General features: G+C 69.1%; 13 protein-coding genes. 6 read left to right on the top strand and 7 right to left on the bottom strand.

Annotation, left to right across the window (positions count from 1 at the left end):
* Window positions 1-43 precede the first annotated feature (43 nt).
* The 3 genes from ACODSY_RS06255 (at window position 44) to ACODSY_RS06245 (ending at window position 2145) form a co-directional block, all read left to right on the top strand.
* On the top strand, window positions 44-595 hold the full coding sequence (locus ACODSY_RS06255; protein ID WP_488950804.1) for a hypothetical protein: 552 nt from the start codon (window positions 44-46) through the stop codon (window positions 593-595).
* Window positions 592-1320, top strand: a complete 729-nt coding sequence (locus tag ACODSY_RS06250; RefSeq protein ID WP_488950803.1) for a hypothetical protein — start codon at window positions 592-594, stop codon at window positions 1318-1320. Before ACODSY_RS06255 ends, ACODSY_RS06250 begins: the two co-directional genes overlap by 4 nt.
* Before the next feature lie 123 nt (window positions 1321-1443).
* A complete protein-coding gene (locus ACODSY_RS06245; protein WP_488950802.1) occupies window positions 1444-2145 on the top strand; it encodes a VIT1/CCC1 transporter family protein in 702 nt (233 codons plus the stop codon).
* A 30-nt stretch (window positions 2146-2175) separates the two neighbouring features.
* On the opposite strand, the gene ACODSY_RS06240 is transcribed toward ACODSY_RS06245, so the two are convergent.
* From ACODSY_RS06240 to ACODSY_RS06225, 4 genes are read right to left on the bottom strand one after another with little or no spacing between them, the layout of a single operon-like run.
* Entirely contained in the window at window positions 2176-2508 is a 333-nt protein-coding gene (locus ACODSY_RS06240; protein WP_488950801.1) for an ArsR/SmtB family transcription factor, read from the bottom strand.
* Window positions 2509-2540: 32 nt separating this feature from the next.
* Window positions 2541-5762 (bottom strand): efflux RND transporter permease subunit, encoded by a 3222-nt coding sequence (locus ACODSY_RS06235; protein WP_488950800.1) that lies wholly within the window; start codon window positions 5760-5762, stop codon window positions 2541-2543.
* Window positions 5759-6781: an efflux RND transporter periplasmic adaptor subunit gene (locus tag ACODSY_RS06230; protein ID WP_488950799.1), complete on the bottom strand. Its 1023-nt coding sequence runs from the start codon at window positions 6779-6781 to the stop codon at window positions 5759-5761. Before ACODSY_RS06230 ends, ACODSY_RS06235 begins: the two co-directional genes overlap by 4 nt.
* A 17-nt stretch (window positions 6782-6798) precedes the next feature.
* A complete protein-coding gene (locus ACODSY_RS06225; protein ID WP_488950798.1) occupies window positions 6799-7161 on the bottom strand; it encodes a rhodanese-like domain-containing protein in 363 nt (120 codons plus the stop codon).
* Between the two features lie 167 nt (window positions 7162-7328).
* Between ACODSY_RS06225 and ACODSY_RS06220 the strand changes: the two genes are divergently transcribed.
* Window positions 7329-8606 carry an NAD(P)/FAD-dependent oxidoreductase gene (locus ACODSY_RS06220; RefSeq protein ID WP_488950797.1) on the top strand — a complete coding sequence of 426 codons (1278 nt, stop codon included), beginning with the start codon at window positions 7329-7331 and terminating at the stop codon, window positions 8604-8606.
* A 17-nt stretch (window positions 8607-8623) separates the two neighbouring features.
* Window positions 8624-8827: a YgaP family membrane protein gene (locus tag ACODSY_RS06215; RefSeq protein WP_488950796.1), complete on the top strand. Its 204-nt coding sequence runs from the start codon at window positions 8624-8626 to the stop codon at window positions 8825-8827.
* Window positions 8828-8873: 46 nt separating this feature from the next.
* On the opposite strand, the gene radC is transcribed toward ACODSY_RS06215, so the two are convergent.
* Both radC and ACODSY_RS06205 read right to left on the bottom strand, forming a co-directional pair.
* Window positions 8874-9620, bottom strand: coding sequence for a RadC family protein (gene radC, locus ACODSY_RS06210; protein WP_488950795.1), 747 nt, complete (start codon window positions 9618-9620; stop codon window positions 8874-8876).
* A 49-nt stretch (window positions 9621-9669) separates the two neighbouring features.
* Window positions 9670-10986, bottom strand: a complete 1317-nt coding sequence (locus tag ACODSY_RS06205; RefSeq protein ID WP_488950794.1) for an alpha/beta hydrolase family protein — start codon at window positions 10984-10986, stop codon at window positions 9670-9672.
* Window positions 10987-11132: 146 nt separating this feature from the next.
* On the opposite strand from ACODSY_RS06205, the gene ACODSY_RS06200 reads away from it, so the two are divergent.
* Window positions 11133-11393, top strand: a complete 261-nt coding sequence (locus ACODSY_RS06200) for a PEP-CTERM sorting domain-containing protein (RefSeq protein ID WP_488950793.1) — start codon at window positions 11133-11135, stop codon at window positions 11391-11393.
* A 13-nt stretch (window positions 11394-11406) separates the two neighbouring features.
* Here the strand turns inward: ACODSY_RS06200 and ACODSY_RS06195 are convergent, their stop codons facing one another.
* Window positions 11407-14985: an ABC transporter permease/M1 family aminopeptidase gene (locus ACODSY_RS06195; protein WP_488950792.1), complete on the bottom strand. Its 3579-nt coding sequence runs from the start codon at window positions 14983-14985 to the stop codon at window positions 11407-11409.
* Window positions 14986-14999: the final 14 nt, after the last annotated feature.

The raw sequence follows: 14999 nt of genomic DNA, 5'->3' as shown, positions 1-14999 counted from the left end.
GGCCGCCCCCGCCGAGTCACGGTCCGGCGTACTCGCCCGCGAGGTGCTGCCGTTCCTCGCGGGCTTTGCGGCCCTGGTCGGCGCGGCGCTGCTGGCCGACGGCGTCCTCCACCTGCTGAACCTTGTCTGGATCGGCCGATATCTCGGAATCCCCGGCGTCGTGCTGATCCTCGGGTCCTTCGCTCACTCCCTGCGCAAGCGAGGGGTGATCCAGGCCGGAAACCCCGTCGGCCTGCTGCGCCTGCACGAACGGATCGCCTGGGCGGGCTCCTTCCTGGTGCTCGTCCACGCCGGGGTTCATTTCAACGCCTTGCTTGCGTGGTTGGCCGTAGCGGCGATGCTGATCAATGTCGGCAGCGGCCTGACGGGCAAATACCTGCTCAAGCGCGCCCAGCAGCGCCTCAAGGCGGCCCGGGCCGAACTCAAGACGGCGGGCGCGACCGAGGCGGAAATTCAGGCCCGGCTGCATTGGGACAGCATGACGGTCGACGTCGTCCGTCAGTGGCGCAAGGTCCACCTGCCGATCGCCCTGGCCTTCGCCGTTCTCGCGACCGCCCACATCATCGCGGTCTTCGTCTTCTGGGGGTGGCATTGACGCCGCGCTGGGCCTGGTTCGCCGTCGGGGCGGCGCTCGCGATCGTGATCGCGCTGGTGTTCGCCTTGCCGCACCAAATGGTCAGCCCTGGGGACCTGATCCCGGCGCATGCCACGTTGCAGCAGGACTGCTTCGCCTGTCATGCGCCGTTCCGCGGAGTCGCGAGCGAGCGCTGCCAGCGCTGTCACACCATCGGGGACATCGGCCGACGCACGACCAAGGGCGCGCCGATCCACTGGAGCCGGCCGCCGTTCCATGCCGCGCTGACCACCCGCGACTGCGCGACCTGCCACACGGACCATCCCCGCCCGAGGTTGACCCGCAACCTCGCGCCGCGCTTCGACCACGCGCTGCTGCGGCAGGATCTGAGGACCCGCTGCGCGGATTGCCACGCCGCGCCGACGGACCCGTTCCATCGCGAGGCCGGCTCATCCTGCGCGCAGTGTCACAGCACGCGTGGCTGGACGCCGGCGACCTTCGATCACAGCCGCTACTTCAGCCTGGCGCCGCCTCACGATGCGCCGTGCGCCACCTGTCATGTGGACCGCAGCTATCAGAGCTACAGTTGCTTCGGTTGCCATGCCCACACGCCCGCGGGGACGGCGGCCGAGCACCGGGAGGAGGGCATCCGCGACATCGACAATTGCGTCCGCTGCCACCGGGGAGCCGACGGTGAGGACGGCGAACACGAGGGCCGGGGGCGGCGCGAGGACGAGGATGAATAGCGTTCGTCACGGCCAGGTTTCGGTTGGGCTGGCGCGCGCGGTGCGACATGCTCGGGCCGGATTGCCGTCCGGCCGCGTGCGAGATTTCCTGCGCGGATGGCGGCCCGACCCCTTGGAGGCGCAATGGCTCGGTTGAAGACGCACGTCGAACGGCATGCGGTTGCGCGGATCGGCTGGCTGCGCGCGGCCGTGCTGGGCGCGAACGACGGGATCGTCTCGACGGCGAGCCTGATCGTCGGCGTGGCGGCGGCGGAGACCGCCCGCGGCGGGCTCATCCTCACCGGCCTCGCGGGACTGGTGGCAGGCGCGATGTCCATGGCGGCCGGCGAATATGTCTCGGTCAGCTCGCAGGCCGACAGCGAGGCCGCCGATCTCGCGCGCGAGCGGGTGGAGCTCGCCACCGCGCCCGAGCAGGAGCTGGACGAGATGACCGCCATCTACGTGGCCCGCGGCCTGACGCCAGCCCTGGCCCGCCAGGTGGCGGAGCAGCTCAATGCCGGCGACGCGCTCGCCGCCCACGCCCGCGACGAACTCGGGATTTCCGAGCATACGCAGGCCCGCCCCGTGCAGGCGGCGCTGACCTCGGCGTTGACCTTCTCGGTGGGTGCCGCGCTGCCGCTCGCGGTCGTGGTCATGGCGCCGCTGCAGGCGATGATCCCGGCCGTCTCGGCCGCCGCCCTGGCTTTCCTGGCGGTGCTCGGCTGGGTGGGGGCGCGGACCGGAGGCGCCGATCCCTGGCGGCCGACGCTGCGGGTCACGTTCTGGGGCGCGCTGGCCCTGGCCGCCACGGCCTTGATCGGCAAGGCCTTCGGCGCAGTGGTCTAGGACCGTCCGCCTGGCGGGACTGTGCGTCCGTCAGTCGCTCACGGGCGCGTTGCGATAGATCTCAGCGAGGGTGGCCAGGATCCGCACCGCTGCGGGGTCGTCGAGGCTGTAGTGGATCGTCTGTGCCTCCCGCCGCGTGCGGACCAGCCCCTCGGCCCGCATCTTCGCCAGGTGCTGCGACGCCGCGGACGGCGCCAGCCGCGCATGCTCCGCCAGGTCGCCCACCGAACTCTCGCCCTCGAGCAACCGGCACAGCAGCAACAGCCGCGGTTCGCTGGCGAGCAGTTTGAGCAGGCGCGCGGCGCTCTCGGCGCAGTCCTGCAGGACGCTGGCTTGGGACGCGTGCGGTAGGGGGGCGCTCATATCTGCTCGATGTAGAATATGCGCAGGTGATTTCAACCGCGAGGGGCCGCGGGCGACGTCGCGGGTCGGCCGTCGTCGCGCAGCACCACATATATGGCCGGGATCACCAGCACGGTCAGCAGGGTCGAGGACGCCAGGCCGAACAGGAGCGAGATCGCCAGGCCCTGGAATATCGGGTCGAAGAGGATCACGGCCGCGCCGATCATGGCCGCCAGCGCGGTGAGCAGGATGGGCTTGAAGCGGATGGCCCCGGCCTCCAGCAGGATGTCGCGCAGCGGCCGGTCCGCGGCCTGGCTGTGGCGGATGAAGTCGACGAGCAGGATGGAGTTGCGGACGATGATTCCCGCAAGCGCGATGAACCCGATCATCGAGGTCGCGGTGAACGGCGCGCGGAAGATGACGTGCCCCAGCACGATGCCCACCAGGGTCAGCGGGATAGGGGTCAGGATGACCAGCGGCAGGCGGAAGCTTTTGAACTGGGCGACGACGAGCACGTAGATCCCGAGGAGCGCCACACCGAACGCCGCCCCCATGTCGCGGAAGGTGACCCAGGTGATCTCCCATTCGCCGTCCCACAGGACCGTCGGGCGACTCTCGTCCTGCGGCTGGCCGTGCAGTCGGATCGCCGGCTGCGGAAGGCCTTTCCAGTCGTGCTCGCGGATCGCCTTGTCCACGGCGAGCATGCCGTAGATCGGCGCCTCGTACTGCCCCGCCAGCTCGGCGGTGACCATCTCGGCGTCGCGGCCGTCGCGACGGTAGATCGGATAGGACCCCACTTCCGACTTCGCGCTCACTATCTCGCCCAGTTCCACAAGTCGCGGCGCCCCGCCGGCCTGGGTGACGGCGACGGGCGTGGAGGCTAGGCGCTCGCCCCAGCTGCGGTCGGACTGCGGGAGTCGGACCGCGATCTCGAGCGGCAGGCGGCCGCCCCCACGCGGCGCATAGCCCACGGTCGCCCCGTCCATCACCGTGCCGATCGAATCGAAGACGTCGCGCTCCGAGAGCCCGAAGTATTCCAGCTGCTCGCGGTCGGGCGCCAGCCGCAGCTTCGGTCGCGGCTCGCCGAAGCTGTTGTCGACATCCACCAGGTAGGGAACCTGCGCGAACAGCTTCTGGATCTCGGCCGCCACCGCGCGCCGGACCTCCGGCGTGGGGCCGTAGACCTCGGCGATCAGGGTCGCCAGCACCGGCGGGCCCGGCGGCGCCTCGACGACCTTCAGGGAGGTCCCCGGCGGGAGGGGCAGGGCGGCCAACCGTCGGCGCAGGTCGAGCGCGACGGCGTGGCTGGCCCGCTTCCGCTCGCCCTTGGGCTTCAGGGTGATCGCAAGATCGCCCATCTCGGGCCGCGCGCGCAGGAAGTAGTGGCGGACCAGCCCGTTGAAATTGAAGGGCGATGCGGTTCCGGCGTAGCTCTCCAGCGAAACGACCTCCGGAAGGCCGCGTGCCGCCTCGGCCGCAGCGGCGAGCACGCGCTGGGTTGTCTCCAGGCTTGCGCCTTCGGGCAGGTCGGCCACGACCTGCAGCTCCGACTTGTTGTCGAAGGGGAGCAGCTTCACCGTCACGGTCTTGGTCGCGAACATGGCGCAGGCCACCACGGTCGCCACCCCGACCGCGCCCAGGAACAGCCAGGCGCTGCGGCGGGTGGCGATCACCCGACCTGCGACGCGGCGATAGAGCCGGCCAAGCGCGCCCTCGCCGTCGCCGTGGCCGGCGGCGAGCGTCTTGCGCGCGAACCGGATCATCAGCCACGGCGCGATCACCACCGCGACGAAGAACGAGAAGACCATCGCCGCCGACGCGTTCACCGGGATCGGCGCCATGTAGGGACCCATCAGCCCTGAGACGAACAGCATGGGCAACAGGGCCGCGACCACGGTCAGCGTCGCCACCACCGTGGGATTGCCGACCTCCGCCACCGCCTCGACGGCCGCCGTGGCGCGGGTGCGCCCATCGTTCATGGCCCAGTGGCGGGCGATGTTCTCGATCATCACGATGGCGTCGTCGACGAGGATCCCGATCGAGAAGATCAGGGCGAAGAGGCTGACCCGGTTGACCGTGTAGCCCATCATCTTCGACGCGAAGAGGGTGAGGAGGATGGTGGTCGGGATGACGACCGCCGTGACGCCAGCCTCGCGCCAGCCGATGGCGAATCCGATGAGGATCACGATGGTGGCCGTGGCGAGCGCCAGGTGGAACAGGAGCTCGTTCGCCTTCTCGTTCGCCGTCTCGCCGTAGTTGCGGGTCACGGTCACATCGAGGCTGTCTGGCACGAGCGAGCCCTCGAGCTGCTCGACGCGCTGCAGGATCGCTTCCGAGACCACCACGGCGTTGGCGCCGGCGCGCTTGGCCACCGCGAGGCTGACCGCGGGTGTCCGCGACCAGGTCCCACCGTCGCGGGCGTAGCGCTGGACCACCGCCTGGTCCTGGCGTGGCGCCTGGATCACATTGGCGACGTCCTTCAGGTAGACCGGCGCGCCGCTGACCGAGGTGACGGTCAGCAGGCCCACGTCGGCCGCCGACGACAGCGTTCGCCCGGCCGCCACGTCCAGGGCGCGCCTTTGGTCGCGGATCGAGCCGGCCGGGAAACTGCGGTTGGCCTGGCGGACCGCCTCCACAACCGCGCCCAGTGGCACGCCTCGCAGGTTCAGCCGCTCGGGATCGGGCTCCACCCGGATCTCGTCGGGGCGACCGCCGACGACGAACGTGAGGCCCACCTCGTCCACCTTGGCCACTTCGGTCCGAAGCTTTGTGGCGACGTCGTAGAGCGCCTGATCGCTCCATCGCCGGGCGGCTCCCGGCTTCGGAGACAGCGTGAGGACGACGATCGGCACGTCGTTGATGCCGCGGGTCACGATCAGCGGCTCGGGAATCCCGACCGGGATCTTGTCCATGTTGCCGCGGACCTTCTCGTGCACGCGCACGGCGGCCGAGTCCGCGTCCTGGCCCACCTTGAAGCGCGCGGTGACCATCACCTGGTCGTCGTTGGCTTGGGTGTAGACGTGGTCGACGGCGTCGATGCTCTTCACGATCGTCTCGAGGGGCTTGGCGACCAGTTCGGCGGCGTCTTCCGCCTTCAAGCCGGGAGCGCCCACAATGATGTCGACCATGGGCACGCTGATTTGCGGCTCCTCCTCGCGCGGAATGGTGGCGACCGCGAGCAGTCCCACCAGGATGGCGGCGAGCAGGAAAAGCGGCGTCAGCGGCGAGGCGATGGTCGCCTGGGCCAGCCGGCCGGAAAGGCCGAGACCCTTCATGCGGCCGGCGCCGCCGCCAGGATCACGTCGCCGTTCGCGAGCCCCGACAGCACCTCTGCCTTGCCGGGCTCCGCGGCCGGCGCCAGCTGGACGGCGACGTCGCTGGCTCGTCCCGCACGGTCGAGCACGCGCACGAAGTCGAGCCCGTAGCGGTGGGAGACGAACCGGACCGGGACCACGATGGCCGTGCGCTGGCCCACCGGGACCCGCACGCGGACGCGCTGGCCCACGCGCTCGGCCGTGAGGCCCGCCACCGTCACGTCCACCGTCACCCGCCCGGCGGTCACCGCCGGATAGATCTGGACGATGGAGGCGGCGCCGGCCCCGGGGAGATCGTCGGCGACGACCGAAACGGGCGCGCCCACGCTCAATTGCCCCGCGCTGGCCTCTGGGATTTCCAGTCGCAGCACGAGAGGTCCCGAGGTCAGGGTGGCGATCGACTGGCCCTGGCCCACGACCGATCCCGCAGGCACGTCGGCGCGCAGGACGCGGCCATCGCTCGGCGCGAGGATGGCGCCCTGGCCGCTCATCTCCGCGCTGGCGCTGCGCTGCGCGCGGGCGGCGGCGGCCAGGCCCTGGGCCGAGCGGGCAGCCGCCTCCGCCTGTTCCAGGCGCGCCTTGGCGTAGACGCCCTGGTCGTAGAGATATTTGGTGCGCGTCAGCTCGGCCTGGGCGCGGTTCGCCTCGGCCTCGGCGGCGGCGGCCTGGGCGCCCGCGGCGCTGATCTCGAAGTTGAGGCGCCGGTCGACCACGCGGGCGATCAGCTGACCCTTGCGGACCGTATCGCCCTCGCGGACCGTGAGCGACTCCAGCGTGCCGCCGATCCGAGCGCGGGCCTCGGCCATGTCCCGCGTGCCGACCGTCGCGGCGACAACCTTGATGTCCGGGGTCGGCGCGGCGCGGATGACGAGGCGTTCTCCGGCGACCGGCGCCGCCTTAGGCTGCACGGGCGGCTCGCCGCCGCACGCGGAGAGGGCGAGGGCGGCGAGGAGGCTGGGAAGGGTCCAGGGCAGGCGCATAGGAACGAATGGCGTGATCAGCGCGCGTCGCTGACGGCGCCGGTCGCGGGGTCGAAGGCGATGGTCGGCAGCCCGGCCGCGCGCCAGGCGGCGATCCCGCCGGCCAGATGGCTGTCGATGCGAAGCCCCGCTTGGCGGCAGCGGCCGATGGCCATCGCCGAGCGCTTGCCGGACCCGCACTGCAGCACGACGCGGCGCCCCGCATGGTCGGGCAGCGCGGCCGCGTCGAAGGTGCTCAGGGGGTAGTTCAACGCGCCATGGATGCGCTCGGCGGCGTATTCGGCAGGCTCACGCACGTCGATGAGCAGGATGTCGCCGGCCTCCAGGCCGTCGCGCACCTCGGTGGCGGTCATGTCATGGATCGGGTGCAGGGCGGACATCGTGAGGTCTCCTTCGAGCTTGAGCGGCGTCACATCATTATATATGCGTAAGTGCGCATATATGAAATAACAAGCTGCGTTCAAGCCTCTGTTCGATAGGTGAGACGCCGTTCCGCTGCCTTGACTCAACGCAAGGCCGAATTCGTCGGGAAGGTCACAGTTAACGCATGAGCAAGCCCGCAATCGCCGTCCTGGGAGCTGGTCTGGGCGGGACCATCGCGGCCTATGAGATAAAGGCTGCGGTCGGCTCCAACGCCGAGGTGGTCGTCGTGAACAAGGGCGACACCTTCCACTTCACACCCTCGAATCCGTGGGTTGCGGTTGGGTGGCGAAGCCGCGACGCCATCGAGGTGAGACTGCCTCAGGTGATGGCCCGCAAGGGCATCGGCTATGAAGGCGCCGGCGCGCGGCGGGTCGTTCCCGCCGAGAGCCGGATCGAGCTGAACGACGGCCGCAGCCTGAGCTACGACTATCTGGTCATCGCGACCGGGCCGGAACTCGCCTTCGACGAGATCGAAGGCCTGGGGCCCGACGGCTTCACCCAGTCGATCTGTCATGTGGACCATGCGGAGAAGGCGCAGGCCGCGTTCGAAGCCTTCGCCAAGACCCCCGGTCCGATCGTGGTGGGCGCCGTCCAGGGCGCGTCCTGCTTCGGGCCCGCGTACGAGTTCGCGATGATCCTCGACACCGAGCTGCGCCGCCGCAAGCTGCGCGACCGGGTGCCGATGACGTTCGTGACGTCGGAGCCCTACATCGGCCACCTGGGCCTGGACGGGGTCGGCGACACCAAGGGCCTGCTCGAGAGCGAGCTGCGCAACCGCCACATCAAATGGATCACCAACGCCAAGGTCGCGAAGGCCGAGGCAGGCGTGATCGATGTGGAGGAGATCGCCGAGGACGGCGCGGTCAAGGCGCACCATGAACTGCCGTTCGGGTTCTGCATGATGCTGCCGGCGTTCCGTGGCGTGGAGGCCGTGCGGGGGATCGACGGGCTGACCAATCCCCGCGGCTTCATCCTCGTCGACAAGAACCAGCGCAATCCGACCTTCCAGAACGTGTTCGGCCTGGGCGTCGCCGTCGCCATCCCCCCGGCCGGCAAGACGCCTGTGCCGGTCGGCGTGCCCAAGACGGGGTTCATGATCGAGAGCATGGTCACGGCCGTGGCCCAGAACCTGAAGGCCCTGCTGGACGGCCAGCCGGCGACGCACGAGGCCACCTGGAACGCGATCTGCCTGGCCGACTTCGGCGACGGTGGCGTCGCCTTCATCGCCCAGCCTCAGATCCCGCCCCGCAACGTCAACTGGTCGGCCGAGGGCCGCTGGGTCCATCTCGCGAAGGTCGGCTTCGAGAAGTACTTCCTCGCGAAGGTGAAGCGGGGCGAGAGCGAGACCTATTTCGAGAAGCTGGCCCTCGACCTGATGGGCGCCAGGAAGCTGAAGAACTGAGCCGCAAGGAGATGTCCATGACGATCGATCGCGCTGTCTTCGTCTTTGCTGGGCTGGTGATCCTGGCCGGCGTCGCCCTGGCGCAATACGTGAACCCCTGGTGGATCCTGCTGAGCGTCTTCGCGGGCGTGAACATGATCCAGGCGGCCTTCACCGGCTTCTGCCCCGCGGCGATGATCTTCAAGAAGTTGGGCGTGAAGCCGGGACCGGCGTTCAAATAGGGCGCGCCGTCCGCGCCATGCAGGGCCGGTGTCGGGAGCGCCGACGCTAGATCAGGCCCAGCGCCTTGAAACTGGCCGTCCCGTCGCGGCCGACGACGAGATGGTCGTGCACGGCGATGCGCATGGGACGGGCCGCGTCGACGATCTGCTTCGTCATGTCGACGTCGGCCGAGGACGGGGTCGGGTCGCCCGATGGGTGGTTGTGTAGCAGGATCAGCGAGCTGGCGGAGAGCTCGAGGGCGCGGCGGACCACTTCGCGCGGGTAAACCGGCGCATGGTCGACGGTGCCGCGGTTCATCACCTCGTCGGCGATCAGCTGGTTCTTCTTGTCGAGGAAGAGGACGCGGAATTGCTCGCGCGTCTCGTGCGACATGGCGGTCTTCACATAGGCGAGCAGCGCGCTCCACGACGAGATCACCGGCCGGCGCGCCACCTGTTCCTTCGCCGTGCGCAGGGTGGCCTCGTGCAGCAGCTTGAGGTCCAGGGCCACCGCGTCGCCGATCCCGGCGACCGTGCGCAGCTCCTCGGCCGTGGCGCCCAGGACGCCGCCGAGCGAGCCGAAGCGGGCAAGGAGTTGTTTCGCCAGCGGCTTGACGTCACCGCGTGGGATCGAGCGGAAGAGGAACAGCTCGAGCAACTCGTAATCGGGTACGGCGGGAAGGCCGCCGGCCGCGGCGCGCTCCCGCAGCCGCTCGCGGTGGCCGGCGTAGTGCGGCTTGGGCGAGGGCGCGGGCTTTGCGCGCCAGAGATCAGGCTGGGCGGAGACGTCCCCGACGGAGAAGCGGCGGTCCATGGCGGGCCAATGTTCCGTAATTGTTCCGGATTGGCAAGGCCGCGCTTGCCTATTTCGGCCGGGTGATCACCGCGCGGCCGTAAGAGGCGCCGATCCGGCCGTTGCGTATGAAGTCGCGCATCATGGCGAAGTAGCCGGGCGAGAAGCGGGTGGAGAGCCGTTCGCCATCGGGCTTGGTCTCGAACTCGGTCATGCCGTGTTCGGCGCCCGGGTTGAGGACGAGCGTGATCGCCTTGCCTTGGGCGATGAGGGATTTCAGCCGGCGGCTCGTCTCGGCGCTGGGCGCCTCCAGGTCGCTCTCGCCCAGGATCCACAGTTGGGGCGTCGTGACGGTCCGCAGGGTGGGCATGGGATCGTAGCGCCAGGGCGTGCCCCAGTCGTAGTCCTTGGCCATGGCCTGCAGCGTGGCCTCGTCGTGGGGCAGCGCAAGCCAGGTGAAGTTGCCGTGCAGGTCCTTGTACCAGGGCTCGGCCCGGTATTTGGCGCGCAGGGCGTCGAACTCGGCGTAGCCCTGCCTGAACCCGCTGGCGATATAGGTCTCGGCGGCCTTGGCGACTTCGAGCGCCTTGGCGGTGTCGGCGGCGCTGTGGTCCTTCAGGCCCATCTCCAGGGCCACCTGCTGCTGGTCCTCGTCGATCACCGAGACCGCGAGGCCGAAGCTGACGATGGCGAAATCGACGGGGGCCTTCGTCGTGGCGATCGGGACCACCCACCCGCCCTGGCTGCCGCCCTGGTAGCCGACGCGGCCCGCGCGCGGTCCGGCGAGGCGGCGGGCTTCGCGCATGGCGGCCACGGCGTCGTCGGCCAGGAGCCAGAAGTCCTGGCTGTACTTGCCGCCCGAGACGCCAGTGCCCCGCTTGTCGTAGACGAAGACGCCGACGCCCTCGGCCGGGAACAGCCTTTGCAGGGCGTATCCGTCCAGGGCGGAGTCGCGCTCCGCCCCATGCACCAGCACCACGATCGGCACGGGGCCGGCGCCCTTGGGCAGGATCAGGCGGCCGGCGAGTTCGACGCCCTTGCCTTGAAACTTCGTGTCGGTGACGTCGAAGGGGATGCGCTGGCCCCGGACGCCCGCAAAGCCGATCTGGCCGGCCGCGCAGTCCGAGAAGGTCACCGCGACCCCATCGGGACGGCCGGTCCAGCCCAGAGTGCTGGACCATGCGCCGTCCGGGCCCTGGGTCAGCAGGCCGGTCGATCCGTCGAAGCCGCGCCAGCGCAGCTTGTCCTCGGCCGGGGCCACATCAATGACCCGGCCGTCGGACAGCCGGTAGGCCCCGACGTGGCAGTCGGCGGGCGTTGCGTGAACGGGCGACGAAAGCAACAGGGCGAAGCTCGCCGCGAGAGCCTGGATACTTGGCGTACGCATGCGGACAGGTCGGGCCTGCCGGACCCCGGCCGCAATTTAAATCGCCGTAACGTACGGCGCCGGAGCCCGACAGGCGCCCCCGATCGGGGGAGGCTGGGACGGCCGCGCCGAGGCATCCTCGCGGCAATGGATCGGGGGATTTTCGGATGAAGATGGGCACCATCGCCGGCGTGCTGGCCGCTGCCGCCGCCGTCGTGGCGATCCTGGTTTCGGCCCCGGCGCGCGCCGCCACCTCGGCCGCACCGGGCGACCGGCCGGACATGGGCGCTGCGGCCTATGCCGCCAAGCGCGAACCCGACGTCGGCCGCAGCACCCCGGAGCCGGTGTCGTGGCTGCTGATGCTGCTCGGCATCGGAGGCCTGGGCGTGATGCTGCGCGCGGGCCGCGACGGCATGAGCGCGCGTTGAAGGGCTCGCGCGGTCAGCTTCCGACCCTGATTGCGTTGTCGTCCGAGTTGCGGTCGATCTGCTTGTTGTAGGGATCGACGCCGGCGAACGTCGGCGGCTTGTCGACCGTGAGCGTGATCGTTTGCGGCCCCGACTTCAGCGTGGTCGCGCGGAACGCCAGGACATTCCTGCGCCCAAATCCGGGCTTGCCCGGTTCGGCGTCGAACACGCCGACGTCGAAGACCTCGCCGGCGGGAATCGCAACCGGGGTCTCCTTGCCCTTGCCGTCGGCGTAAGCCTTTTTCGCCTCAACCGTCAGGACGACGTCATAGCGGCCATCGGCGCGCATCTTCACGGACGCCGTCTTGGTGGCGAGGTCGTAGACGGTGATCTTCTCGAACAGGTCGGTGATGAGCTGTTGCATCGCGGGATCGTTCCCGGCCTCCACGCGCAGGGCGTCGACCAGGTCCTGCGAGCGTGGGTAGGGCGCGCCCTTGAAGGCGTACTGCGCCAGCAGGCGGCGGAGCGCGGCGTTGACCTTGGCCTCGCCCATCCGGTCGCGCAGCAGGTACATGACAAGCGAGCCCTTGCGGTAATGGATGTAGGGCTGGTTCTCGACCCGGATCAGCGGCAGTTCCTCGACCAGCTCTCCCCCGCGCGAGCGTAGGTATCGGTCCAGCTCGTACTTCAGGAACTTGCGGATCGCGTCCTGGCCGTAGGTCTTCTCCATGACGATAAGGGCGGAGTACTGGGCGAGGGTCTCGGACAGGCTGGTCGCGCCCTGCATGTCGGCGCCGATGATCTGGTGGGCCCACCACTGGTGCGCCAGCTCGTGGGCGGTGACGTAGGTCACGTAATCGATCTTGTCGGGCTTGGTGTTGTCGGTGATGAACCCGATGCCCTCGGAGTAGGGCATGGTGTTGGCGAACGCCTGGGCGAAGGCCTCGTAGTCGGGAAACTCGACGATGCGGGCCTGATGGAACTGGTAGGGGCTGAAATTGGCCTGGTAGTAGTCGAGGCCGGTCTTCAGCGCCTTCACCATCCGGTCGACATTCCACGGGTGCTGAGCGTCGTAATAGATCGCCAGCTCCACGCCCTTGTAGACGTCGCGCTTGATCGCGTAGCGGGCCGACTGCACCGAGAAGAAGTTAAGCACGGGGGCGTCGGTGCGGAAACGGATGGTGCGCCGCCCGCCCTTGGTCTGATCGGAGATGCGATAGCCGGGCGCCACGGGCGTCTGGTCGGCGTCGGTGGTGATGCGGATGTCGGCATTCACCCAGTCGGCGTTCATCAGATAGTTCCGGGCCTGGGCCGCGCGGTCCTCCAGCTTCGGCGGGCGGAGCTGGGGCGGCAGGCCGTACTTGCGGCGCTTGGCGCGGTCTTGCAGCAGGCGCGCCCGGTTCATGCCGACGGTGGGGGCGAACTCGAAGTTGTCGACGAAGGTCCCGTTGTCGACGATCCGGGTCATGTTGCCGGAATTCTTGAAGCCCCACTGGCCCATGACGGTCTGGAACGACAGGGCGGTGCGCTCGCCGGGCATCAGCGGCCGGTCGAAGGTGAAGATGCGGTAGTTGAAACGGTTGAACGCGCGGACCTTCGAGGCCCCGTTCACGGTCATCTGCAGGGCCTTGGTGTCGCGGTCGAGCCGCACGTGCAGCTCTCGGATCGGGACCCCGCTGTCGTTGACCAGGCGATAGACGCCCTCGGTGACCAGCTTGGGTTGGGTCGGGTGCAGGTCGAGGTCGAGTTCGACGTCGGTCACCGACGGCTGCGGCAGCGTCTCGAACTTGAGGAAGGCCTTTTCGTAGTCGGCCAGCCACTTCTCGTTGCCGACGCTGGTCCGATATTCGTTCTCGACGTTGGTGTTCTGATAGATGAAGGCGCCGAGGCCGATCCAGGCGGCGATCGCAACGGCGGCGATGACGCCGGCGGGGCTGAGCAGTCGACGCGGCAGGCGCTTCAGGCGCGGCAGCAGACGGGTCTCGGTCCCGCGTCGCCACAGGCCGTAGGCCAGCACCAAGAGGATCGTGGCGAACGCCGTCCAGTAGGCGCGGAACCAGGCCGCGAAGCCAGCGAAGTCGCCCTGGCCGTTCATGTCGCTGAGCGGCGTGCCCGGCCGGCCGCCGTAGAGATACAGATTATGCTCGAACCCGAGCGTCGGGAGGCTGAGCGTGGCGATCAGGTAGAGCAGCATCAGGCCCCAGCCCACGAACTTGTGGGGCGAGATGGCCTGGAAGAAGACCGCCAGCACGGCGATCAGCGCCCAGTCCGCGGCGCTCGGCAGGATGTACCAGAACAGGTACTTTTCCAGCTGGATGGCGAAGAAGCCCTTGCCGAGCTGCACCGCCACGCCAGCCAGCGAGCTGACCAGCAACATGGCGACCAGGACCAGCACGATCGCCAGGGTCTTCGGAACCACGAAGGCCCAGTCCGGGACCGCGGTGGCGTCGACGATCTCGTGCGTCTTGCGCTCGCGTTCGCGCCAGACAAGTTCGCCCGCGTAGTAGACGGCGACGATGACCACCAGGAAGTTGAAGTTGCCGTTCAGGGTGTCGATGACCCACCGCGTCACGGGGTAGAGCTCGGCGCCGCTGAGCTCGCCGCCGAAGATCAGCCCGCCCAGGCCGTTGAACAGGCCGAGCAGCAAGAGGACGATGAAGGCCGGGCTCTTGAAGACCTGACCCATCTCGAAGCGGGTCCGCTTGACGAGCTGCGCCCAGGCCACGTCCAAGCCCCTGCGCGGCGCGGGCAGGCGGCGCGCGGGAGGGGGCGGGGCGGTCTCCGCCGGGCGCGAGTGGGCCCTGCGGACGGGGGCCGCCTTGGCTTCGAAGCGGAAGGTGAACCAGGCCAGGCCAAGGAACGCGATGGCGATCGGGATCCAGATCAGCCGATTCCAGAGCAGGGGGCCGACCAGGTCTGGCATGCGGGCGTTGGACTCGGCCGCCGTGAAGTAGCGCGTCGACAGTTCCCACGCGGCGAGACCAAAGGGATCGACCAGCGAGGCCAGCCGCAACTGGTCGGGATCCCGCAGGGCCACGTTCATGGCGATGTAGAGCACCAGGAAACCCGCGACGCCCAGGTAGGCGCCCATCATCGAGCGGGTGACCGTGGCGAGGGTGAAGAACATGGCGCTGGTCAGCAGCAGGCCGGGCAGCGCCAACCAGACATAGGCGAAGGCGTAGTCGACCAGGCGGTTGGGGCCCATGGTCTCCGGATCGACCCAGGGCATCAGCGAACCGACCAGGATCGCCGCCGGGATGAACAGGAACGCCAGGGCGACCGCGCCGAATGCGCCGGTAAACCGGCCGAACAGATAGTCGAACTTGTCGATGCGCGTGGATCGGATGATCGGGCCGAACCCGGTCTCCTCGTCGCGCACGATCACGTTGGCGACGAAGGCGGTCGAGACGAACATGAAGAAGACCGTCATGACCATGACGATCTGGCCGATGGCCTGGGGCGAGTTCTTGTGGACGTTGCCGCCCGAGCCGATCTGGACGCGGTCGATGCCGACGGCGCCGAAGACCAGCAGGAAGAAGATCAGGCCGGCGATCCAGAAGATCGGCTGGCGAAGCTGGTAGCGCAGCTCGAAGGCTGCGATCTTGCCGAACATGCCGCGGGCCTTCC

It is taken from the genome of Phenylobacterium sp. FG114, assembly GCF_057809855.1.
This window is presented reverse-complemented; position numbering and strand designations above follow the sequence as displayed.